This is a genomic window from Wenzhouxiangella sp. XN79A (genome assembly GCF_012272825.1).
Lineage (GTDB): Bacteria > Pseudomonadota > Gammaproteobacteria > Xanthomonadales > Wenzhouxiangellaceae.
In genome coordinates this window covers 16,036-39,198 of the sequence record NZ_JAAWWS010000157.1, presented here as the reverse complement: position 1 = coordinate 39,198, position 23,163 = coordinate 16,036, and the positions used below count along the sequence as shown (strand labels likewise).

The window sequence follows — 23,163 nt, the reverse complement described above, 5'->3', positions numbered from 1 at the left end:
CGTTCATCTGCGGTTCCATGGAACAGAAAAAGGCCCGCCGATCGCTCGGCGGGCCTGGGTCGAACTTTCTGCAATCGCCGGCCGGGGGCCGGCGATTGCCGCTGGGCGTCGACTCAGAAGTCGTAGCGCAGCGTCAGGCGGATTTCGTAGACGGAATTCGGACGGCTGGTGAAGACCGTCGGATCGTCGTCGAAATCGTTGAAGCGGTACAGGCAGTCCGTGGCCTGCAGGCAGGTCGTGCGCGGCGCGTCACCGCGCAGCGCGGACGCGCCATCGATGCCGTTGGCGGCCACGTCGGCAGCCGAGACCAGGTCGGCCTGGACGATGTTGGCCTGGCCGAAGCGCGGGCCGTTGGTGAAGCGACCCCAGTCGTCGTTGAGCAGGTTCAGGAAGTTCTCGATGTCGAGAATCAGCTTGAACCGGTTGTCGCCGACCAGCTTGTCGAAGCCCGGGATGCCCGGCAGTTCCTGCTGGAAGCGCAGGTCCCAGATGTTGTTCCAGTCGTCCGAGGTCAGCGAGTACGGCGCCAGGATGCCGCCGACCGGGATGTCGTTCTCTTCGACGTAGTTGAAGAAGCCGGCGACGTCGAAGTCCGAGCCGTAGACGACGCGCGGGTCGCTGCCCGGGGTCGGGATGTACAGCGGACGGTTGTCGAACGGGTTCTCGCCCTGACCGGCGCGGCCGAACAGCGGGTTGCTGCCGAACACGTCGAAGGTGGCACCGAACACGTCGCCCTTGAACACGCGGCCGAACACGTCGACGCGGGTCAGCAGGTCGCCGAAGAAGTCGTTCTGGTAGCCGAAGTTGAACTTGAACGAGTGCTCGAGCTGGTACGGCGAGGTCCGCGCAGTCGGGTTGTTCTGATCCAGCGTGTACTGACCGCGCCAGTTCGAAATCCCGCGCGAGGAGTTGCCTTCGGAGATCACTTCGGCATCGGTGTAGGCATAGCTGATGTCGAAGTTGAAGCCCGAATCGAAGGCCTTGGCCAGCGCAACGGTGAAGACGCTGCTTTCGGCGCCGTCGGCGTTGCCCAGCTGGGTCAGGTTGTTGATCCCCAGGTCGTCCAGGTCGGCGTAGATGATCCGGCCGTCCGGCGCGACCCCGGTCGGCTGGGTCTCGGCCAGTTCGGTCTGGGCCAGGTTGCGCCAGACGAAGCCGTCGCGGACCTTGGTGTACAGGTACTGGGCGGTAAAGCGATAGTTGCTGCCCCAGTCCATGCCGAACACGTTGTTGAGGTCGAAGCCCTGCTCGAAGCGCAGCGAGGCCTTCCAGTCCGACGGGGTTTCGAAGTCTTCGGCGATGTAGTCGATCGGCACGGCGGTGCCGGTCGCGACCGAGTCCAGCAGTTCCTGCGGAACGTTGCGGATATCGACGCCGGTGGCATCGAAGGTCTGGGCGAAGAACGTGGCGCTCTGGAACGCGTTGGAGACCCAGACTTCCGGGTTGCCGCCGGAGAACAGGCCGAAGCCGCCGGACACCGTGGTGCGTGCCGCCGGCGTCCACAGGAAGCCCACGCGCGGCAGGAACAGCGAGTTGCCGTCCAGGTTGCTGGAGGTGTTCACGCCGTAGGTGTTGTTGATGGCGTTGCTGAACTCCGGCTTGTCGTCCTGCAGGAAGCGCTCGTAGCGAACGCCCGCGCTCAGTTCGAAGTCCGGCGTGATCTGCCAGCGGTCCTGGATGAACAGCGCGATCTGGTCGTAGCCCCAGACCGCAGCGCCGTCGGCGGCGTTGTTGCTGGTGACGTTCTCGTAGCGAACGACACTCGGCGTACGGTTGACGAATTCGTCGTAGTTGTTGAACGTGAACTCGCCGTTCGAACGCGGCACGAACTGGTTGAACAGCTCGTACTGCTCGTAATCGACCCCGAAGGTGATCACGTGGTCGCCGGCGAAGTACTCACCGGACAGCAGGATATCCAGACGCTCGTCGTCGAAGGCGTTGGCGTGGCGGAAGCGATCGCAACCCAGCACGAAGTCGTTCTCGTCATCGCCCAGCAGGCCTTCCAGCGGGCTGCCGGCCACGGCATCGGCGCCCCAGTTGTCCAGGGTGATCTGGCCGAACCCGCTACCGACGCGGCAGTTCTGGCCGCGGACCTTTTCGACGTAGTTCACGCGCAGCTGCGTCGAGAAGTTGTACGACCAGTCGCTGAACAGCTGCAGCGTGTAGGCGTCGATTTCGTTCGGGATGTCGTACCAGGCACCGGTGAATTCGTCGGCGCCCACGCTGGTGTCGTTTTCCTGGGTGTTCTGGTAGGTGAACGACGCGCGGTGATCGTAGTTGATGTTCCAGTCCAGCTTGACCAGGGTGCGCTCGGAGGTTTCCGGCACGTTGGCCACCTGCGGACGGCCGCCCGGGTCGAAACCGTAGACCTGCTGGGTGATTTCGCGAACGGCGTCGAAGAAGGCCGGGTCGATGTCGTTGTTCAGGTCGAACTGCTGGAAATCGGCCGGTGCGGCGTTCTCGTATTCATCGTAGGACAGGAAGAAGAACAGCGTGTCCTTCAGGATCGGACCGCCGAGGGTGAAGCCGTACTCCTCTTCCTCGAAGGTACCCGGATCGAAGGTACCGCCGTCGAAATCGGTCCCGACGAAGCTGTCGTCGTTGTAGGCGTAGTAGATCGAGCCGTCCCATTCGTTGGTGCCGGACTTGGTGACCACATCGATCAGACCGCCGCGGAAGTCGGCGGCGAGCACCGAGTAGTCGGCCGCGACCAGGCTGGCCGACTCGACGGCGTCCAGGTTGATCGGCGAACGTGCCGTGGCATAGGTCCCGGAGCTCAGGCCGAAGTCGTCGGTCTGGGCCGCGCCGTCGATGGTGAAGGCGTTGAAGCGCGGGTTGACACCACCGATCGACAGGTTGCCGACGCCGTCGGACTGGGCCAGCGGGTCGCGCAGCAGCGTGCGGACCACGTCGCGGTCGGTCGCCGGCTGGTTGGCGATGTCGGCCGCGGAATAGGTCGAACCCACGCCGTTGTTCAGCTCGGCGGCCTGGGAAATGACCGCGCCGGTGACCTGGACGCGATCCAGGTCGGCGGCGGCCTCGGCCAGCGTGAAGCGGAACGGATCCTGGGCACCCGGATCCAGGAACACGCCCTCGAGGCGCTGGACCTGGTAACCGTCTGCAGTCACGGTGATGTTGTACGGACCGCCGACGCGAAGGCCGCCCTGGAAGAACTGACCGGTCTCACCGGTTTCGGCCCGCGAAACCGAGTTCGACGGCACGTGGATGATCTCGACGGCCGCGCCCCGGATCGGGTCGCCGTCCTCGGAGACGATCTGGCCGCGCAGGTTGGACGACGTGGTCTGTGCCGTGGCCGTGGAAACGGCCAGGACACTCACGACGGCCAACACGAACAGCGCGCGCAGGCTGTACGTAAGGTTCGTGGGTTTCATGCAGACAAACTCCAGATGTGGTTTTTGAGAATCGTCGGGCGTCCCGGGCGAACACGGATCCGACCGCCCCTTCGGAACAGGTGCAAGTTACGGGTCGTCGATGACATCCCGATTACAGGATTTTAACGAATCCCGGGGCCCGAGCGCACCCCCGAATCGATCGAATTTCGCCCCATCGGCCGATGAGACGTGGTCGGGACGCCACGATATCGTCGAATAGTGCCCCGGCTATTGCCAGGCTCGACGGCAGGGTTTATACTTCCGGGCTTCGTTCGGGGTGTAGCTCAGCCTGGTAGAGCACTGTCTTCGGGAGGCAGGGGCCGGAGGTTCGAATCCTCTCACCCCGACCACGATGATTCCCGGTTCGCGTTCCCGGCGCGAATCACTCGTCAGACGGCACCTTCCACGGGTGCCGTTTTTCGTTGGTTCGGGCAAGCGGTCGCCCCGATGCCGTCACCCGCCTGCGGTGTCGAACGCATCCCGGGTCATGTTTTCGGGCGCCCCGCCGCGACGCACGACCACGTCGTCTTCGATCCGGATCCCGCCGTAGGGGATCAGGGCGTCGATCGCGTCCCAGTCGAACCGATCGCGCAGCCCGCCCTCGCGCAGGTCGGCCAGCAGGCTGGGAATGAAGTACAGCCCCGGCTCCACGGTAATCACGTTGCCCGCCTCCAGCGTCCGCGTGAGGCGCAGGAACGGGTGGGCCTCCGGCGGCGGCAGCGACGATCCGTCCGGCCCCACCCGACCGGCCACGTCGTGGACCTGGACGCCGAGGTGGTGGCCCAGGCCGTGCGGATAGAAGCGGCTGGTCACGCGATCGGCGATCATCGCCTCGATCGACATCTTGACCAGGCCGGCATCGTGCAGGATCCTGGCCACGCCGCGGTGCGCTTCCTCGTGCAGCATGACGTAGTCCATGCCGGGCTGCATCCGGGCGACCAGCCGAAGCTGCAGTGCGTCCATTTCACGCAGCAGGTCGGCGAACAGGCCCTGGTCGGATCGGACCCAGGTCCGGGTGATGTCCGAGGCCAGGCCGTGGCAATCGGCGCCGGCGTCGATCAGGAAGGTCCGATGCCGGTCCGGCGGAGCAGCGTCGCGCAGCTGGTAGTGCAGGATGGCGGCATGCTCGTTCAGGCCGACGATGCTGTTGTACGGCAGGTCGTTCGGGTCGTGCGCGGATGCGGCCAGGTAGGCCAGGTGGATGGCCAGCTCCGACCCGTCGTCTTCGAAGGCTTCGCGAGCGGCGCGATGTCCGGCCACGGCCCTGCGACTGGCCGCGCGCAGGCAGTCGAGCTGCCAGTCGGTCTTGACCGTGCGATCCTCGTCGAGGCCGCGCAGAAGGCGCTCCGGGTTCAGGTCGGCGTGCCGGCCCAGCGCCGGGAAATCGACCGGATCGCCGATCAGCGCGGTGGCCTTCTCGATCTCGAGCACGTGCGCCCAATCGTCCGCGACGGTCACGACTTCGATCTCGTAGTGGTCGGCCCACCACGATTGCGGCGGCGACGGCGGCGCGTGCCAGAAGTCGTCGGGCTCGCACAGCCACAGCTTCGGGCGACTCCCCGGCACGATTTCCAGCAGGCAGTCGGCATGGCTCGGCAACGGCAGCCAGTGAACGAAATGCCCGTGGGCGCGGAACGGTGCGTGGTAGTCGTCCTGGAAGCGGGCGTGCGAACGCCCGCTGTGGATCAACAGCCGGTCGTAGCCGGCCTGGCCGATGCGATGCACGGCCTTGTCCAGCAGGGTGTGCACGTGGTCGGCGTAGTGCCGCGTCGGCGGCAGGAAATCGGAGCGGGACGTCATGGCGTGGAACCGAATTCGTTAGACTCGATCCGGCCAGTGTAGCAAGCGCGCGGCGCGCTTCGGACCCGGCCGGACCTCGAACGACCACGCCAAGGAAACCGCATGGCCCTGACCCTGTACAACACGCTGACCCGGCGCAAGGAAGCCTTCGTCCCGCAGGACCCGGAGCGGGTCACCATGTATGCCTGCGGGCCGACCGTCTACAACTACGCCCACATCGGCAACGCCCGGCCGGCGGTGATCTTCGACCTGCTCTACCGGTTGCTGCAGCGGCAGTACCCGAACGTCGTCTACGCGCGCAACATCACCGACGTGGACGACAAGATCAACGCCGCCGCGCACGAACAGGGCATCGAGATCGGCGTGATCACGAAACGCTTCACCGAGGCCTACCACGCCGACATGGCGGCGCTGGGCGTCGGCCCGCCGACCGTCGAGCCGCGCGCGACCGACCACATCGCCGAGATCGTCGCGATGATCGAGCGGCTGATCGAACGCGGCCACGCCTACGCCGCCGAAGGCCACGTGCTGTTCGACGTCGGCACCTTCGACGACTACGGCGCGCTGTCGCGCCGCGATCGCCGCGAAATGATTGCCGGCGCGCGGGTCGAGGTCGCACCGTACAAGAACAATCCCGGCGACTTCGTGCTCTGGAAGCCCTCCGACGCTACCCAGCCCGGCTGGGACAGCCCCTGGGGCCGCGGCCGGCCCGGCTGGCACATCGAGTGCTCGGCGATGAGCGCGGCCCACCTGGGCGAGGTCATCGACATCCACGCCGGCGGCCAGGACCTGGTCTTCCCGCACCACGAGAACGAAGTGGCCCAGAGCCGCTGCTGCCACGGCCGCGAGACCTTCGCCCGCTACTGGCTGCACAACGGCTTCGTGACGGTCGAGAAGCGCAAGATGTCGAAAAGCCTCGGCAACACCCAGATCGTCCACGACCTGCTCGAGCACTGGCCGGGCGAGGCGATGCGCTACCTGCTGCTGTCGGCCCACTATCGCCAGCCGCTGGACTGGTCGGAGTCAGCGCTGACCCAGGCCGTTACCACCCTGGACCGGCTGTATCGGACCCTGGCCGAAAGCGGCGCCGCCGGCGACACCGGGGCCGAACCCGATCCGGCCGTGCTGGCGGCACTCGAAGACGACCTGAACACCCCGGCCGCGCTGGCCGAGATCAACCGGCTGGCGCGAGAAACCGCCCAGGCCGACGAGGAAACGGTCCGCGCCGGGCTCGGCGCCGTGCTGCGCGCCTCTTCGGCCGTGCTCGGCCTGCTGCAGGACCCGGAGGCCTGGATGGCCGCTCGCCGTGCCGACGACCAGGTCGACGCCGAGGAAATCGAGGCGCTGATCGAACAGCGCAACGCGGCCCGCAAGGCGCGCGACTTCGCCGCGGCCGACCGGATTCGCGACGCGCTGGCCGAACGCGGCATCGAACTCGAAGACGGGCCCGAAGGCACTCGCTGGCAGGTTCGTGCCGGGGGCGGCGCATGACCACGGCGTTCGAGGAACAGCAGGCCATCATCGACGAGTTCGACCTGTTCGACGACTGGCTGGACCGCTACCAGTACATCATCGACCTGGGCAGGAAGCTTCCGCCGCTGGCCCCGGAAGAACAGCGCGACGAGGCCCTGCTCGACGGCTGCCAGTCACAGGTCTGGCTCATCAGCGAGGGCGACGCCGACCGGATGATCTTCCGCGCCAACAGCGACGCGGCCATCGTCTCGGGCCTGATCTTCCTCGTCCTGCGGGTCTATTCCGACCGCAGCGCCAAGGAGATTCTCGCCACCCCGCCCGACTTCGTCGACGCCATCGGCCTGAGCCAGCACCTTTCGCAGACCCGCGCGAACGGACTGGCCAGCATGCTGGCGGCGATCCGGGAACGGGCGCGCGAGGCGATCCTCGACAGGGACGAGGGGCAAGGGCCGAGGGACTAGCCCGCATTATTCATGAATGAGCTCGCGCCCTTGCTTGGTCCTTGTCCGCACAGCGAATCTTCCTCGCTCGGAAATACAGCATGGTATTCCGCTCGCTCGGAAAATCCCCCGTGCGAACGATTCCCGGCGCAATCATCGCGGCGATTCATGAATACTGCGGGCTAGTGGGCCATGCGCCTGAATCGACAGTGCAAGGCGCGGCCCGCAGTGGATGGCCAGCCCTTGACAAGGGACGCAAGGCCGCACGGTCGGTCCGGGCGCGCTCCTTAGAAGGGCGAGCCGGAGCGCCTTCATCCGCGGCGTTCCGTCGCCTGGAAAGGACGCTGCCATTCCCCGCGAGACAGGCCTTGCAGCCAAACGCTCTCCGACTCGCTATACGGTACACAATGAGTGGTGGGGTACCCCAGTGCACCACCCGGCTCCCCGCTCGCCTCTCGTCCCCGCCCCTGCCTGGTCCCTGGTCCCTGGTCCCTGGTCCCTGGTCCCTGGTCCCTGGTCCCTGGTCCCTGGTCCCTGGTCCCTGGTCCCTGGTCCCTGGCGGGATGCTCGACCCTCTTCCCTGAAAAGAAAAGGGCCCGCACGCTGGCGGGCCCTCGGTTTCTTGCAGCAGCGATCGAAGGTCAGAGACGCTCGATCACCGAGATGACCACGCGCCGGTTCATGCGGCGATTCTCGGGGGTGGTGTTCGGCACCTTCGGGCGCGATTCACCGTAGCCCATCACCTGCATGCGGTCGCGTGCAACGCCCTGCGAGGCCAGGTAATCGGCCACCGACCGGGCGCGGCGCTCGGACAGGCCCTGGTTGTAGGCTTCCGGGCCGACGCTGTCGGTGTGGCCGGCGATTTCGACCAGGAGAATGTCCTCGGCTTCGTCCATGATGTCGACGACCCGGTCCAGTTCACGCTCGGCGGCGGCGAGCAGCACCGCGGAATCGAATTCGAACGTGACTTCGGCGTCCAGTTCCAGGATGACCTCCGGCTCCGGCTCCGGCGGCGGCGGCGGCGCCGGGGTCGGCTCGGGTTCCGGCGCGACGCGCGGCTCCGGTGCAGGCGGCGGCGCGGGCGGGGCCGGCGGCTGGCCGAACTTGTAGCTCAGGCCGACCGACAGGATGCCGTCGACGAAACCGCTGCCGCTGTCGAAGGTGGCGCGGTCGTTGTCGTAGCGCGCTTCGAACTGCGTGCGCAGGGCCCAGTGGTCACCGAAACCGGCGGTGGCGCCGATTCCGACCGAGGCGAATGCATCGCGGCCGTCATCGAGGAAGTTGTCGTGTTCCTGAATGCCGACGCCGGCCAGCACGTACGGCCTCCAGTTCTCGAAATCGCCCCAGTGGTAGCGCCCGAACAGGCCGTAACCGGTGTTCTCGAACGCGCCATCGGCGCCGGCCGGCACGGTCAGGCCGTCGAAGTCGGACTCGTAGCGGTCCAGCTGCAGCTCGAGGCTGAAGTTCGGCGAGAAGAAGCGGCCGAACGATACGCCGTAGTACGGCCAGTCATCGGCGGCGAGTCGGTCCTCGTCGACGAAGGCGGCGCCGCCCGATACGGTGACGTACCAGCGATCGTCGTAGTGATCATCCTGCGCCAGCGCGTTCGTGCTCGCGAGCAGCGCGGCGGAAACAGCCAGGGCCAGACGTTTCATGGGTGTTCTCCCGAATGCGAAAAAAGGCGGTCCAACGCTCCTGATCATAAACCAAAAGCCGGCCCGTACGCGACCGTCGGCCGCGACGCGCGGTCGACCAGGATCCTCAACGGCCATCGTCAACGGCCATCGTCAACGGCTATCGTCAACGGCTATCGCGCATCTGCTTCTGCTTCAGCTCCCAGCGCTCCTGGGCGTCCAGGCACAGGGTCGCGATCGGTCGGGCCTCGAGCCGCGCCAGGCCGATTTCCTCGCCGGTCTCCTCGCAGTAGCCGTAGCTGCCGTCGTCGATCCGGGCCAGCGCCTGGTCGATCTTGCCGAGCAGTTTGCGGTACCGGTCGCGAGTACGCAGTTCCAGGCTGTTCTCGGTCTCGCGCGAGGCGCGCTCGGCCTCGTCACCGACGTCCCGGACCTCGCCGCGCAGGTTGTTGATCGTCTCCTGCGACTCGTCGATCAGGTCCTGACGCCAGGCCAGCAGCTTCTGGCGGAAATACTCCAGCTGCTTGGCGTTCATGTATTCTTCTTTCTCGGTCGGCCGATAGTTCTTCGGCAGTTTCACTCGATCGGTTGGCATGGATTCATCCCGCTAGGTCAGCCCGCTGGTTCAGCGATGGGTCAGCCCGCTGGTTCAGCGATGGGTCAGCGATTGGTCAGCGCAAGGCCAGTCAGCGCGTCGACAAACCCGCGATTATATACCTCGTTTCGCACTCGGACACAATGGTCATGCAACGGCTCCTGATCGGCCTCATCCACGTCTATCGCCGGGTCCTGTCGCCGCTGATCGGACAGCAGTGCCGATTCACGCCCAGCTGCTCGCGCTACACCGAGGAAGCGATCGAGCTCTACGGCGCCGGCCGCGGCAGCTGGATGGGCTTCAAGCGCATCCTGCGCTGCCAGCCGTTCTGCGCCGGTGGACACGACCCCGTGCCGGGCAGCGAGGCCGAAGCCGAGCTGGCCGGCACCGATGACGCCGCGATCGGCACCCAGCGCGCGCAACCCCACGGGTCCCCCGCCGATCCGGACCACCGGCCCGGCCCGGGTTCATGAGCTGGCTGACGCGACGCCTGGACCACCTGGCCAGCGCCGCCTTCGGGGGCGCCGGCGGGATCACGTTCTCGCAGGCCCCGGCCTTCACCCAGGCCTACCTTCAGCGGCTCGGCGGCCACGTCGACGAGGCCCGCCGCACCGTCGAGCAGGTCACGGCCGGTGAGCTGCTGCCGTGGCTGGCGCCGGAAGGCCGGGCAACCGCGGTCGCCGAACTCCAGCTCCGGCTCGACGAGCTTGCCGCGCTGCAGCAGCGCATCCAGGACGCACCGGACCTGCTCCGCCCGCTCGCACTGCTGCGGCACGGCGAGTGGTCGATCGCCGAGCGCGCCGCCGGAATATTCGTGCCGGCGATCCCGCTCGACATCGCGTCGCTGACCTGGACCGGGCTCGGCATCGTTTTCGCGGTGCTGCTCTACGAACTGCTGTGCCGGGCACCGATCGGCGCCGTCCAGTGGCGGAAGCGCCGGCGCGAAGCGGCCGCCGGGGGCGCCGACGGCCCCGCGAAACCGGCCGACCGACCGGGCAGACGCTCCCCGACGACCGGACCCGATCGACCACGCAAGCCCTGAACGCCTCGGATCGGAGCTGCCTCGGGCGAGGCCACTGGTGCACCCCGTCATCACTCCTGGACCGTTCAGCGAGTCGGATCGTGACGACGAGCCCGCTTGGCTGCAAGGCAGGGCGCGCCGGGAATGCGTAGCGCCTTTCCAGGACCCCTGACGCGGCGGATGAGCACGTTCCGACTCGCTGAACGGTCCAGGAGTGATGACGGGGCTCACTAGCCCGCAGTATTCATGAATCGCCGCGATGATTGCGCCGGGAATCGTTCGCACAGGGGATTTTCCGACCGAGCGGACTACCATGCTGTATTTCCGAGCGAGGACGATTCGCTGTGCGGACAAGGACCAGGCAAGGGCGCGAGCTCATTCATGAATAATGCGGGCTAGACCGAAACGATCACCAGCACGCCGGCAAAGGTCAGCACCACGCCGCCGATCCGGCGCCCGCTCAGCGGCTCCTTCAGCACCCACCAGGAAAACAGCACGATGAAGGCCGCCGCGGTCTCGTTGAGCACCGAGGCGATCGATGCATCGGTCAGGCGGTACCCGGCCAGCCACAGGATCATCGAAAGGTAGGTGCCGAGAAACGAGGCCAGCACCACGGTCGGCCAGGGCTGCGGCTCGCGGTATCGGGCCATCACCCGCCGACCGCTGCCGGCGATCGCGACCAGCGCCAGCATCGCGGCGGTCCCTGCGCCGAGCCTGAGCGCCACGGTCCAGAAGAAGTCGTCGCCCTCCAGCACCGGCTTGACCATCACCACGCCGATCGCCATCAGCAGCACCGAACCGGCGCCGTAGGCCACGCCCAGCTTCAGCGCCCGCATCGTGATGTCCATCCGGTTCGTCCGCCAGGTGACCAGCAGGATGCCGGCGAGGACCAGCGCGAAGCCGGCCAGCTGCCACAACGCCATGACCTCGCCCAGGAACAGGATCGACAGCAGGATCACGAACGGGCTGTACAGGCTGGCCGTCACCCCGGTCCGGGCCGCGCCCATCAGGTTCAGCGCCTTCAGGTACCAGGTGTCGGCCACGGCGATGCCGATCACGCCGGACACCGCCACGACCAGCCACTGCGAGGCCGTGTAGCCGGGCAGGCCGAGCCCCTCGGTCAGCAGCACGGTCGGCACCAGCAGGGCCAGCCCGAGCAGGTTCTTGAACAGGTTGAGCTCGAACGCCGGCAGGGTTTCGCCGGAGCGCCGGAACAGCACCACCGCCATCGCCCAGGCCGCCGCGCAGGCGACCGAGAAGAACTCACCCATGGCGGTCGCCCGGCGTCCGCCGCGCCCGTCGGGCCAGCCACCACCACGGTGCCAGCATGACCAGCGCGATCGCGACCTTGACCGCGTAGTCGCCGAGCGCGAGCGTCATCCAGGGCATCGTCGTGCCGGCGAAGGCCAGCGCGAAGAACAGCGCGGTATCCAGCGCCGATCCAATCACCGAGGAAAACAGCGGCGGCTGCCACCAGGCCCGTCCGCGCAGGCGGTCGAACACCGCCACGTCGAGCAGCTGCGAGGCCAGGAACGCGGCACCGGAAGCCAGTGCGATACGGGGGGTGGCCAGCACCGCCGACAGCAGCACCGCCAGCGCGAAGCCCGCCCAGACCACGCGACGGGCCACTGCCGGGCCGCGCAGTCGATTGGTCAGGTCGGTCACGAAATAACTGACCGGGTAGGTCAGCGCGCCCCAGGTCAGCCAGTCGTTGACCGGGTACTGGACCAGCACGTTGGCGCTGGCGACGATGACCATCATCGCCGCGATCATGCCCAGCACCAGGTTCATTCCTCGAAGTCCGCCGGCCGGTCCGGATCGAGATCGGGACGCGCCGCGGACCGGCTGCCCGGCCGCGGCGGGTTGTCGGTGGCGCGGTAGGAAAACACCACCGACAGCTTGCGCCGGTCGGTGCGATTGGCGCCGGCGGCATGGAGCAGGCCGGCATGGAAGAACAGCACGTCGCCGGGTTCGAGATCGACCTGGACGGCGCGCTCCAGCCAATCGCGATTGGCCGGCAGGTCGGTGCGGAAGAAGCGCTGCGCATCGAAGCGCTCGGGCTCCAACCCGGCCCGGTGCGAACCGGGAATCACCCGCATGCCGCCATTGCCTTCGGCCTCGAACCCCAGAGCCGTCCATGCAGTGATCAATTCGGGGCGCTCGAAGGCCCAGTAGCGCAGGTCCTGGTGCCAGCCGGTGGCGCTGGAGAATTCCGGCAGTTTGGTCATCACGCAGTTGTGATGGGCGCGGACCACGCGGATCGACCCTGCGTCGAGCAGCTTGCGCACCCGCCCGACCAGCTGCGGATCGCAGGCCCAGTCGAAGAACAGTGGATCCAGCGCCAGCGCATCGAGCAAGCGCCGGATGGTGTCGCTGCCCGGCGCGTCGATGCTCGGCGCGCCGGGGTAACCGACCTCGCTTTCGAGTTCGAAAGGCGGCCTGCGGCGGGCCAGCGCCGCTTCGGCGGCGGCGCGCATCGCGGCCACGCGGTCGGCCGGACACAGTCCGCGCGCCACCCAGTAGCCGTCCTGGCCGAACTGCTGCGAAATCGAATCGTCCATGCGTGCTGCGGCCTCGAAATCCGATCGGGGTCGGGGGATGATGCGAGGAACGTCGTGTGGCGGGCGTCGGGACCGGCGCGCCGATCCCGATCCGCAGCAGCGATCCAGCCAGGCCGCGAACGGGCTCGGAAACGGCGTCTGGACACCGGGTCGAATCCCACTACACTAGGAGCCGGCATTCTACCATCGGGGACCCATGACACCGCTGCTGACGCTGGGAATCGCGCTGCTGATCGCCGTGGTGCTGTGGCGGATCTGGACGGCACCGATCGCGATCACCTTCCGCGCGCTGGATCGACGCCACGGCCGGCTGCGCTCCTGTCGCGTGACCACCGGGCCGATCGACTGGCACGTGCTCGAGGGCGGGCGCGGCGAAACCCTGGTGCTGCTCCACGGCTTCAACGCCGACGCCGACCACTTCAACCGGGTCGCCCGCCACCTGAGCCGGCACTTCCGGATTCTCGCGCCCGATCTGCCCGGTTTCGGCGAAACGCGGGTCGATGGACCACCCGACTATCGGATCAGTGCCCAGGCCGAGCGCGTGCTGGCCTGGATGGATGCCGTCGGCATTCAGCACTGCTACCTCGGGGGCAGCTCGATGGGCGGCTACATCGCCACCGAGATCGCCCGACGAGCCCCCGGGCGGGTCCGGGCGCTCTGGCTGCTTGCCCCGGGCGGGGTGCTCGAGGTGCCGCATTCGCCGCTGTTCCAGGAAATCGCCGAGGAGCGCCACAATCCGCTGGTGATCCGCGATCTCGACGATTTCCGCCGCCTGATCGACTACTGCTTCGTCCACCCCCCGTGGATTCCCGGCCCACTGATGCGCCACCTTGCCCGCCGGGCCACCGACAGGACCCTCGAGCACCAGCGCGCCTTCGACGCGATCCGCTACGACTCCGAACCGCTGGAGAGCATCGCCGACGGCCTGGCCACGCCGGCGCTGGTGGTCTGGGGACGCTCCGACCAGGTGCTGAACCCGGCCGGGGCCGCCGTACTCGAGCGCGTGATGCCGAACGCCGAGGTCCTGCTGCTGCCCGACACCGGCCACCTGCCGATGCTGGAAAACCCCTGCACCGTGGCCGAGTCCTGGATCAGCTACACGGAGAAGCGTGCCCGGGACCGCCTCGAGCCGTGAGGACCGGGCGGCCGCCGCCCGATGGCGACGACTCGGCACGCGCGATGTTCCGCGCCAGGGTACCCCGCCACTCATTGTGTGACGTACAGCGAGCCGGAGCGCATTCATCTGCGGCGTTCTGTCGCCTGGAAAGGACGCTGCCATTCCCTGCCAGACAGGCCTTGCAGCCAAACGCGCTCCGACTCGCTGTACGTTGCACAATGAGTGACGGGGTGCACTAGAATGGCATCGGGCACTGCGAGAGGATCGGGGGACGATGGCCAACACCAGACTGTCCGCCGGCCAGCTCCGCTGGAATGTCCGACCGGACCTGCTCGAGAACCTCGACACCGCCGAGGCGCCGATCGCGATCGGCAGTGATGCCGCGATCGACGCGCTGGCCAGCGCGCTGCGCGGCAGCGACGGCGACCAGCCCCACCTGTTCCTGCGCGGGCGCCCCGGCAGCGGCCGCCGCCGGCTGATCGAGCGCGTCCTCGACCAGCGCCAGACACCCCGGGCCGACGGCACCGACCGGGTCTACGTGTTCAACTTCGACCACCCGCACCAGCCCCGGCTGCTCGAACTGCCCGCCGGCCAGGGCCGTCGTTTGCGGGCCGAAATGCGCCAGGTGATCCGCTTCCTGCGCGACCAGCTCGAACCGGCGCTGGAGGCCCGGCCGATCCGCAACCGGCTGCAGGCACTGACCGACCGCGCCGATGCCGAGATGCGCAAGATCACCGACCCGCTCGACGAACGCTTCAGGCCGCACGGCCTGGTGCTGGTCCGCGAAGAGGTCGGCCGGCTGGTCCGGCTGACCGTCCACGTCAAGCAGACCGGCCGGGTGATTTCGCAGGACGACCTGGCCAACCTGGTCGCCAAGGGCCAGGTCGATCGCGAGGAGTACCGCAGCATTCGCGAGGTGATCCACACCGAACAGGACGAACTCGCCCGCATCACCACCCGGGTCAACGAGATCTGGCGACGGGTCCAGGACCTGGGTACCCGGCTGGTCCAGACCGAGGCGCGCCGGCTGCTGGCCGGCCTGATGCGCAGCGTCGACGAGAGCTTCGAACTGCCCGCCGTGTCGCACTACCTGAACGCCGTCATGGACGACGTGCTCGAACACGGCGTCGGCGGCGGCCGGATCGGCGAGCTGGACCTGGAGGGCCGGTATTCGGTGAACCTGGTGATGGCCGTGGACCCGAACGGCACCGCCCCGGTGGTCGTCGAACCCCACCCGAACGCCCGCAACCTGTTCGGCTCGATCGACGCCGACGCGACCGGCCGCGCCTCGTTCCGCGGCCTGCGCGCCGGCCGGTTGCTGCAGGCCAGCGGCGGCCTGCTGGTGCTCGATGCCGACGTGCTGCTCGAACACCCGGACTGCGTCCACCGGCTGCAGCGCACGCTGGTCGGCGGCGAATTGACGCTGGAGGCGCTGGACCGCGGCGCCCCCGGGGCGTCGCTGAAGCCCGACCCCATTCCGGTCGAGTTCCAGCTGGCCCTGATCGGCTCGGCCGAAGCCTGGCGGACGCTGAACCAGCGCCACCCGGAGCTGGCCCGCAGCATCGACCAGGTCATCGACCTGCCCGATCGTGTCGAGCGCGACCAGGCGCATGTCCGCGCCCTGGGCGCCCTGCTGCAGGCCGAGTGCGCGCGCTACGAACTGCCCCCGCCCCGACCCGAGGCGCTGGCCCGGCTGGTCGAGGAAGCGGCCCGGCTCGATGGCCGGGGCGGCCTGTCGACATCGATCGATCGGCTGGTCGCCCGGGCCCGTGCCGCCTCGCGGATCGCCCGGGAGCGCGGCGAAACGCGGCTCGATGCCGATCATGTCGAAGCCGCCATCGAGCGCGCCATGGTCAGCACCACGCGGCTGTTCGGCGCCGGCCCTGCGACCGGACCCGGACGGTTTCCCGCCCGCCAGCCGCTGCCCGGACAGGCCTGGACCGTCGCGCTGCGCGAGGACGGTGCGCGCGGCTCCGGGCGACTGGTCCGCATCCAGGCGGCGGTGACGCGCGCCGACGACACCCGCATCACGCTGCCGGACCGGGTCGACGAAGGGCCCGACCGGATCGAAGCGCTGCTCGGCACGCTGCTCGAGCTCGACCGCCCGCCGCGGCTGCACGCGGTGCTGGACGCGCACGCCGCCGACCCCCACGACCGCGATCCCGCGCCCGGCGACGGATTCGCGCTGACCGGCTTGTGCGCGCTGGTCAGCCGACTGACCGGCGATGGGCTGCGCCAGGACGTCGCGCTGATCGGGCGGGTCGACCTGTTCGGCCGGATCCTGCCGGTCGACGGCCTGAACGACCGGATCGAGACGCTGTTCGAGCTGACCCGCCTCGACGATCGCGGCGTGCCGCCGACCGTGGTGATCCCGGCCGCGCAGCGCGACGAACTGATGCTGAGCCCGCGGCTGGTCCAGGCGGCCGCCAACGACCTGTTCCAGGTCCAGGCCATCGGCACGGTGGCCCAGGCGCTGGACCTGCTGGCCGGTCACCACCCCGGTAAATCGCTGGACGGCCGGTTCCCGGACGGCTCGATGTTCGCCCGGGCTCGTCAGCGGCTGGGCGCCTGACGGTCCGGCCCTGCCGTCGGCCGGCCGACGGGCGCTTTCACGATTGCCTCTTGCTCTTGCCCCACCCGGTCGAATCGCCGTATAATGGCCAGCTTGATTGGTGGTGATCGGGGCTTTTGCACAAAGCCCGCCTTCGGATGTACACCGGATCCGGCCCTAGCGCCGCCCGCCGAGGGGGTTTTCTGGAAAAGCCCGGTCGCCGTTTGAAACCATGATTCGAAACCACGAGCGAAGCACCAGTCGCTACCGACAAACGCAAGCCATTGCATCTGGAGTTAAGACGAACATGTCTTTGAGCGCAGAACAGAAACAGCAGATCGTTTCGGAGTATCAGCTCTCGAGTGGCGATACCGGGTCGCCGGAAGTGCAGATCGCGCTGCTGACCGCACGCATCAAGCACCTGACCGGCCATTTCAAGGACCACAAGGGTGATCACCACTCCCGTCGCGGATTGATCAAGCTGGTCAACCAGCGTCGCTCGCTGCTCGACTACGTCCGCAACAAGGACGTTCAGCGGTACCGCGACATCGTCCAGCGCCTCGGCCTGCGCCGTTAAGCGCCCCTCGCGACGCATGTGATTCAGAAGCACCGGTTGTTGTTGATTCAACGACCGGTGCTTCGTCGTATCTGGCGCTCGCGTTCGTTCGCTTGTTCGGACCGAGCCCCGGAGCGCGATGTTCGAGTGTCCCCTTCCGTCCCTTGGAGTAATTCTCAGTGTTCAACAAAGTCACCAAATCCTTCCAGTACGGCGAGCACACCGTCACGCTGGAAACCGGCCACCTGGCCCGCCAGGCCACCGGCGCCGTCCTCGTCACCATGGGCGACACCGTGGTGCTGGTTACCGCCGTCGCCCGGCCCGAAGCCAAGCCCGGCCAGCACTTCTTCCCGCTCACGGTCAACTATCAGGAGAAGTTCTACTCCGCCGGCAAGATTCCGGGCGGCTTCTTCAAGCGTGAAGGCCGCCCGACCGAGAAGGAAACCCTGACCTCGCGGCTGATCGATCGCCCGATCCGTCCGCTGTTCCCGAAGGGTTTCCTGAATGAAGTCCAGGTCATCGCGACCGTCATGTCGCTGAACCCGGAAGTCGACGGCGACATCCCGGCCCTGATCGGCGCCTCGGCCGCGCTGGCCCTGTCCGGCGCCCCGTTCCAGGGCCCGATCGGCGGCGCCCGCGTCGGCTTCGTCAACGGCGAGTACGTGCTGAACCCGTCGGCCAGCCAGCTGAAGGAATCGCGCCTCGACCTGATCGTGGCCGGTACCGATCAGGCCGTGCTGATGGTCGAATCCGAAGCCGACCTGCTGACCGAAGAAGAAATGCTCGGCGCCGTCACCTTCGGCCATGACCAGATGCAGACCGCGATCCAGGCGATCAACGAACTGGCTGCCGAGGCCGGCAAGCCGAAGTGGGCCTGGGAAGCCCCGGCCAAGCCGGAAGGCCTGGACGACAAGGTCCGCGAACTGGGCCTGGCCGGTCTGGAAGCCGCCTACCGGAACACCGACAAGATGCAGCGCCACGAAGCGATCTCCGAGGTCCGCGGCAAGGTCGTCGAAACCCTGTGCCCGGAAGGCGAAGACACCGCCTGGACCGTCGACGAGGTCAAGAGCGCGTTCGGCGCGATGGAAAAGAACTACGTTCGCAGCCAGATCATCGACGGCAAGCCGCGCATCGACGGCCGCGACCTGACCACCGTGCGTCCGATCGACGTGCAGGTCGGCACGCTGCCGCGCACGCACGGCTCGGCGATCTTCACCCGCGGCGAAACCCAGGCCATGGTCGTGGCCACGCTGGGCACCGGCCGCGACGCGCAGATCATCGACGCGATCGAAGGGGAGTACAAGGACCCCTTCATGCTGCACTACAACTTCCCGCCGTTCTGCGTCGGCGAGACCAACCACATGCTGGCGCCGAAGCGCCGCGAGATCGGCCACGGCCGGCTGGCCAAGCGCGGCGTGATGGCCGTGGTGCCGAGCCCGGAAGAGTTCCCGTACGTGCTGCGCGTGGTCTCGGAGATCACCGAGTCGAACGGCTCGAGCTCGATGGCTTCGGTCTGCGGCACCTCGCTGGCCCTGATGGACGCCGGCGTGCCGGTCAAGGCCCCGGTCGCGGGCATCGCGATGGGCCTGATCAAGGAAGGCGACAAGTTCGCGGTCCTGACCGACATCCTCGGCGACGAGGACCACCTCGGCGACATGGACTTCAAGGTCGCAGGCTCCGCCGAGGGCGTGACCGCCCTGCAGATGGACATCAAGATCGATGGCATCACCCGCGAGATCATGCACGCCGCGCTGGAGCAGGCCAAGGCCGGCCGTCTGCACATCCTCGGTGAAATGAACAAGGTGCTGGACAAGCCGCGCGAAGAAATGAGCGAGTATGCGCCGCGCCTGTTCACGATGAAGGTCCACCCGGACAAGATCCGTGACGTGATCGGCAAGGGCGGTTCGACCATCCGCGCGATCACCGAAGAAACGGGCACCCAGATCGACATCGCCGATGACGGCACGATCACCATCGCTTCGGCCAACAAGGACGCCGCAGACGATGCGCGTCGCCGGATCGAGCAGATCACCGCCGACGTCGAAGTCGGCACGATCTACGAAGGCACGGTGCAGAAGATCATGAACTTCGGCGCCTTCGTCCAGATCCTGCCCGGCAAGGACGGCCTGGTCCACATCTCGCAGATCTCCAATGACCGCGTCGAGAATGTGACCGATGAACTTTCCGAAGGCCAGAAGGTCAAGGTCAAGGTGCTCGAAGTCGACAAGCAGGGCCGGATCCGGCTCAGCATGAAGGACGTCGAGCAGGGCTGATCCATTCTCCGTTTCCGGCCCGGGGCGCCCCGCGCCCCGGGCCTTTTGCTATCCGGACACCCATGACAAAGACCCTATCCGTACCCGTCTCCCCCGGTGAGTTGCTCGACAAGATCTCGATCCTCGAGATCAAGGCCGAGCGCATCGCCGATCCCGACAAGCGGCACAACGTCGAGCGCGAGCTCGACCTGCTGACCGGCCTGTGGCACGCCACGTCGCTGGAAACCGCCGAGGTCACCGCCAAGCGCACCGAACTGAAGCGGATCAACGAATCGCTGTGGGACATCGAGGACGCGATCCGCGACTGCGAGCGCAGCGGCGACTTCGGTGAGCGCTTCGTCGAACTGGCCCGCTCGGTCTACCGGACCAACGACCGCCGTGCCGAAGTCAAGCGAGATCTCAACCACCTGCTCGGCTCGAACATCCTCGAAGAAAAGAGCTACAGACCCTACGCCTGAGCCGGCGGACCGCTCACCGCCACGAACGTCCCGGATCGGGCCGTCGATCGCGATCGAACCGCGCCTGCCGTTCGAGTCCATGACGGTGCTGCGGGTCCGCACCCAGCCGGTTCGGCGGGTTGCGCGCTTGCCGTTCCTCCCGCCCCGGAGCTGCCGGTCGATCTCGACCCGAAAGGCGTTCGGAACACCCGAGGTCAGGCCTGATGACTCCGATCCGGTACCGATGCCGGCCAGCGGTCAGCGCATCGCCTGCCACGCGATCAGGGCGCTGAACGCAAAGCCGATCATCGCCGGCACCGAGTGGCCCTCGAGAAACGGGCCGACTTCGTTGGCCGCCAGCAGCGCCGAGGCGACCAGCAGGCCGGCGGTCAACACCGCGCCGGGCGTCCGCCGGTTGTGCGTACCGACGCGGTCGGCGATCGACTCGAGATCGCGGCTGTCCAGCTCGGCGCGAATCCGGCCGCGGGCCGCGAATTTCAGCGCTTCGTGGATGAGGTTCGGGATCTCCGGGCCGCGCGCCACCCAGGCCGGCAACTCCCGGCCGACCTTGCGCGCGGTTCGCCGGAAGCCGTAGCGCTCGCGGAAGATCGATTCGAGTTCGGGCTTGGCGACCTCCCAGATGTTGATCTTCGGATACAGGTCGCGACCCATGCCCTCGATGTTGAGCAGCGTCTTCTGCAGCATGATCAGCTGCGGCTGCAGGGTCAGCTTGAAGCGGCGCGCGACCTCGAACAGGCTGATGACCAGCTCGGCGAAGGAGACTTCCTCCAGCGGCCGGGTGAAGCTCGGCTCGCAGACGGTCCGCGCGGCGGCTTCCATCTCGTCGATCCGGGTGTCGGCCGGCACCCAGCCGGCCTCGACGTGCAGCTCGGCCACACGCCGGTAGTCACGGTTGAAGATGGCGAGGAAATTCTCGCCGATGTAGTACAGGTCGATCGGCGTCAGGCTGGCGACGATGCCGAAGTCCAGCGCGATGAAACTGGCGTCGTCGGGGTTGCTGGTGTCGACCCGGATATTGCCCGGATGCATGTCGGCGTGGAACAGGTTGTCGCGGAAGACCTGCTGATAGAACACCCGGATGCCGCGGCGCGCGAGCCGTTCCATGTTCACGCCCTGACGCTTGAGTTCCTCGATGTCGCGCACCGGCACGCCGCCGATCCGCTCCATCGTCAGCACGCGGTCGGCGGTATGCGACCAGTGGATCTCCGGGATGTACAGCTCGTCGGACTCCTCGAAGTTGCGGCGCAGCAGACTGGCGTTGGCGCCTTCGCGCTGCATGTCCAGTTCGTCGACGATCACCCGCTCGAATTCGGCCACCACTTCGTTCGGCCGGATGCGCTCGCCCTCGGGGTGGTAGCGGCGAGCCAGGCGGGCCAGCGCGCCGAGCAGCTCCAGGTCCTCGCGGACCCGCCCCTCGATGCCCGGTCGGACGACCTTGACGACCACCTCGCGGCCATCGTGAAAGCGCGCGCCGTGGACCTGGGCGATCGAGGCCGAGGCCATCGGCTCGGCGTCGAAGTGCGCGAACAGCTGGTCGATGGGCTTGCCGAGCTCCTGCTCGACGATCGCACGAGCCTGGTCGCCCGGAAACGGCGGCACCGCGTCCTGCAGCTCGGCCAGTTCATCGGCGATGTCGGCCGGCAGCAGGTCGCGCCGGGTCGACAGGATCTGTCCGAACTTCACGTAGATCGGGCCGAGCTCTTCCAGTGCCAGCCGCAGCCGCGCCCCGCGCGACAGCTCGCGCACCCGGCGGCGGCCCCACGGGATCAGGCGAACGGCTCGCGCCATCTTCAGCGGCGGCAGTTCGACCAGCAGCTCATCGAGCCGGTAGCGCGCCAGCACCACGGCAATGCCGAAGATCCGAACGCCCCGGCGGATCATGCGTCCAGGCTCCGGCGGACCTTGCCTTCGAAGCGATCGACCGCCTCGCGCAATTCGTCGACGCCGTCGGAAAAGGCCCGCCACTCGTCGGGCGTGGGCACCAGGTCGCTCTCGTCGCGGAACCAGTGGGTGAACTGGTCGGCGCCGGCGCGCGCAGCGTGGCGGCCGAACTCGGTCAGTTCGCGGACCACGCGGAACATCTGCGGGCCGAGCAGCGGGCCGAACAGGTCGCTCAGGCCCTGCTCGAGGTCCGGATCGATGCGCTTCATCGCCTGCTGGAACTGCTGGGCCAGCCGGGCGTCGCCCTCGATGTGCACGCCGCCGGGGCCGCCGAGCGCCGGCAGCGCCATGGCCAGCAGCGCGCCCGGGCTGCCGCGCACGGTCGTATCGGCCTCGAGGTCGGGATCATCCTGCTCGGACAGCACCCGCAGCCGGTCGTCCTCGGCGCCGATCCACAGGTCGATCTCCAGGCCCTCGAGCTCGAACTTCAGCCAGCGTCCGTCGAGCGGCGCAAGGTGGTCGGCCGCGGCCGGATCCAGCGCAGCGGCGCGGTTGGCGATCTGCTCGCAGGCATCGGCCAGCAGGCCCGGGAGCGGCGTGCGATAGCGCGACATCAGGTCCGCACGCCCCGGTGGATGGCCGCGATGCCGGCCGACAGGTTCTCGTAGCGGACCCGTTCGAACCCGGCCTCGCGCAGTTGGCCGGCCAAGGTGTCCTGGTCGGGAAAACGTCGGATCGATTCGGCCAGGTACTGGTAGCTTTCGCGATCGCCGGCGACCATCGCACCGAGCCGCGGCAGGACCTGGAAGGACCACAGGTCGTAGGCCCTGGCCACCGGTTCCGGCGCGACGTGCGAGAACTCGAGGATGTGGACCCGCCCGCCGGGTTTCAGGACCCGGAACATCTCGGCCAGCGCGGCGGTCTTGTCGGTGATGTTGCGCAGGCCGAAGGCGATGGTCAGGTGGTCGAAACTGCGATCGGCGAAGGGCAGCGCCTCACCGTTGACCTGCAGCCATTCGAGTCCGGCCACTTCGCCGCGATCGTCCATCCGGCGGCGGCCGGCCTCCAGCATCGCGCGGTTGATGTCGGCGACCAGCACCTGGCCGCCGGGCCGGATGCGCCGGCGGATCAGGTCGGCGATGTCGCCGGTGCCGCCGGCGAGATCCAGCGCACGCTGACCCGGCCGCAGCCCGCAGCCGGCCACGAAGTGGCGCTTCCAGAGCCGGTGGATGCCCACCGACATCAGATCGTTCATTACGTCGTAGCGATCGGCCACCGACGAGAACACCCGGCCGACCAGCCGTGTCTTCTCCTCGGGCTCGACCTCCCGGTATCCGAAATCCGTCATGCAGGTCCTCGCTTGGAACGCGCCGGATCGGCGTGCGTGGGCACGCACCGACAATCGCGGACA

At 67.8% G+C, this 23,163-nt stretch carries 18 protein-coding genes, 1 tRNA gene and 1 pseudogene; 10 read left to right on the top strand and 10 right to left on the bottom strand.

Annotated elements, in window-relative coordinates; translation table 11 throughout:
• Positions 1-113 precede the first annotated feature (113 nt).
• Positions 114-3,392 carry a TonB-dependent receptor gene (locus HFP89_RS12100; RefSeq protein ID WP_168717923.1) on the bottom strand — a complete coding sequence of 1,093 codons (3,279 nt, stop codon included), beginning with the start codon at positions 3,390-3,392 and terminating at the stop codon, positions 114-116.
• Between the two features lie 273 nt (positions 3,393-3,665).
• Between HFP89_RS12100 and HFP89_RS12095 the strand changes: the two genes are divergently transcribed.
• Positions 3,666-3,742 (top strand) — tRNA-Pro (locus HFP89_RS12095).
• A gap of 103 nt (positions 3,743-3,845) precedes the next feature.
• Here the strand turns inward: HFP89_RS12095 and pepQ are convergent.
• On the bottom strand, positions 3,846-5,192 hold the full coding sequence (gene pepQ, locus HFP89_RS12090) for a Xaa-Pro dipeptidase (RefSeq protein ID WP_168717922.1): 1,347 nt from the start codon (positions 5,190-5,192) through the stop codon (positions 3,846-3,848).
• Positions 5,193-5,294: 102 nt separating this feature from the next.
• Between pepQ and cysS the strand changes: the two genes are divergently transcribed.
• Both cysS and HFP89_RS12080 read left to right on the top strand, forming a co-directional pair.
• A complete protein-coding gene (cysS, locus tag HFP89_RS12085; RefSeq protein ID WP_168717921.1) occupies positions 5,295-6,683 on the top strand; it encodes a cysteine--tRNA ligase in 1,389 nt (462 codons plus the stop codon).
• Positions 6,680-7,126 carry a SufE family protein gene (locus tag HFP89_RS12080; protein WP_168717920.1) on the top strand — a complete coding sequence of 149 codons (447 nt, stop codon included), beginning with the start codon at positions 6,680-6,682 and terminating at the stop codon, positions 7,124-7,126. The genes cysS and HFP89_RS12080 overlap by 4 nt, the downstream gene beginning before the upstream one ends.
• 620 nt (positions 7,127-7,746) lie before the next feature.
• On the opposite strand, the gene HFP89_RS12070 is transcribed toward HFP89_RS12080, so the two are convergent.
• Positions 7,747-8,760: an OmpA family protein gene (locus tag HFP89_RS12070; protein WP_168717919.1), complete on the bottom strand. Its 1,014-nt coding sequence runs from the start codon at positions 8,758-8,760 to the stop codon at positions 7,747-7,749.
• Between the two features lie 145 nt (positions 8,761-8,905).
• Positions 8,906-9,334: an RNA polymerase-binding protein DksA gene (gene dksA / locus HFP89_RS12065; RefSeq protein WP_168717918.1), complete on the bottom strand. Its 429-nt coding sequence runs from the start codon at positions 9,332-9,334 to the stop codon at positions 8,906-8,908.
• A 149-nt stretch (positions 9,335-9,483) separates the two neighbouring features.
• On the opposite strand from dksA, the pseudogene yidD reads away from it, so the two are divergent.
• Together yidD and HFP89_RS12055 are read left to right on the top strand one after the other, a co-directional pair.
• A pseudogene (gene yidD / locus HFP89_RS16050) lies at positions 9,484-9,690 on the top strand (membrane protein insertion efficiency factor YidD); the annotation flags it as partial.
• A gap of 113 nt (positions 9,691-9,803) precedes the next feature.
• Positions 9,804-10,376 (top strand): DUF2937 family protein, encoded by a 573-nt coding sequence (locus HFP89_RS12055; protein ID WP_168717916.1) that lies wholly within the window; start codon positions 9,804-9,806, stop codon positions 10,374-10,376.
• Between the two features lie 374 nt (positions 10,377-10,750).
• On the opposite strand, the gene HFP89_RS12050 is transcribed toward HFP89_RS12055, so the two are convergent.
• Genes HFP89_RS12050 through HFP89_RS12040 form a run of 3 tightly spaced genes read right to left on the bottom strand, consistent with a single transcriptional unit; the run spans position 10,751 to position 12,916 of the window.
• On the bottom strand, positions 10,751-11,626 hold the full coding sequence (locus HFP89_RS12050; protein WP_168717915.1) for a DMT family transporter: 876 nt from the start codon (positions 11,624-11,626) through the stop codon (positions 10,751-10,753).
• Positions 11,619-12,146: a queuosine precursor transporter gene (locus tag HFP89_RS12045; RefSeq protein WP_168717914.1), complete on the bottom strand. Its 528-nt coding sequence runs from the start codon at positions 12,144-12,146 to the stop codon at positions 11,619-11,621. Before HFP89_RS12045 ends, HFP89_RS12050 begins: the two co-directional genes overlap by 8 nt.
• Entirely contained in the window at positions 12,143-12,916 is a 774-nt protein-coding gene (locus HFP89_RS12040; RefSeq protein WP_168717913.1) for a phytanoyl-CoA dioxygenase family protein, read from the bottom strand. Before HFP89_RS12040 ends, HFP89_RS12045 begins: the two co-directional genes overlap by 4 nt.
• 196 nt (positions 12,917-13,112) lie before the next feature.
• On the opposite strand from HFP89_RS12040, the gene HFP89_RS12035 reads away from it, so the two are divergent.
• From HFP89_RS12035 to HFP89_RS12015, 5 genes are all read left to right on the top strand, one after another.
• Positions 13,113-14,051, top strand: a complete 939-nt coding sequence (locus HFP89_RS12035) for an alpha/beta fold hydrolase (RefSeq protein WP_168717912.1) — start codon at positions 13,113-13,115, stop codon at positions 14,049-14,051.
• Between the two features lie 256 nt (positions 14,052-14,307).
• Entirely contained in the window at positions 14,308-16,605 is a 2,298-nt protein-coding gene (locus HFP89_RS12030) for an AAA family ATPase (RefSeq protein WP_168717911.1), read from the top strand.
• 286 nt (positions 16,606-16,891) lie between these two features.
• Positions 16,892-17,161, top strand: coding sequence for a 30S ribosomal protein S15 (gene rpsO, locus HFP89_RS12025; protein WP_168717910.1), 270 nt, complete (start codon positions 16,892-16,894; stop codon positions 17,159-17,161).
• 158 nt (positions 17,162-17,319) lie between these two features.
• Entirely contained in the window at positions 17,320-19,413 is a 2,094-nt protein-coding gene (gene pnp / locus HFP89_RS12020) for a polyribonucleotide nucleotidyltransferase (protein WP_168717909.1), read from the top strand.
• Positions 19,414-19,475: 62 nt separating this feature from the next.
• A complete protein-coding gene (locus HFP89_RS12015; RefSeq protein WP_168717908.1) occupies positions 19,476-19,871 on the top strand; it encodes a DUF6165 family protein in 396 nt (131 codons plus the stop codon).
• A gap of 237 nt (positions 19,872-20,108) precedes the next feature.
• Here the strand turns inward: HFP89_RS12015 and ubiB are convergent, their stop codons facing one another.
• The 3 genes from ubiB to ubiE are packed head-to-tail and all read right to left on the bottom strand — an operon-like array spanning position 20,109 to position 23,100.
• Complete coding sequence (gene ubiB / locus HFP89_RS12010; RefSeq protein WP_168717907.1) at positions 20,109-21,752, bottom strand: ubiquinone biosynthesis regulatory protein kinase UbiB; 1,644 nt, start codon at positions 21,750-21,752, stop codon at positions 20,109-20,111.
• Positions 21,749-22,366 (bottom strand): SCP2 sterol-binding domain-containing protein, encoded by a 618-nt coding sequence (locus HFP89_RS12005; RefSeq protein WP_168717906.1) that lies wholly within the window; start codon positions 22,364-22,366, stop codon positions 21,749-21,751. Before HFP89_RS12005 ends, ubiB begins: the two co-directional genes overlap by 4 nt.
• Complete coding sequence (gene ubiE, locus HFP89_RS12000) at positions 22,366-23,100, bottom strand: bifunctional demethylmenaquinone methyltransferase/2-methoxy-6-polyprenyl-1,4-benzoquinol methylase UbiE (RefSeq protein WP_168717905.1); 735 nt, start codon at positions 23,098-23,100, stop codon at positions 22,366-22,368. Before ubiE ends, HFP89_RS12005 begins: the two co-directional genes overlap by 1 nt.
• Positions 23,101-23,163 lie beyond the last annotated feature (63 nt).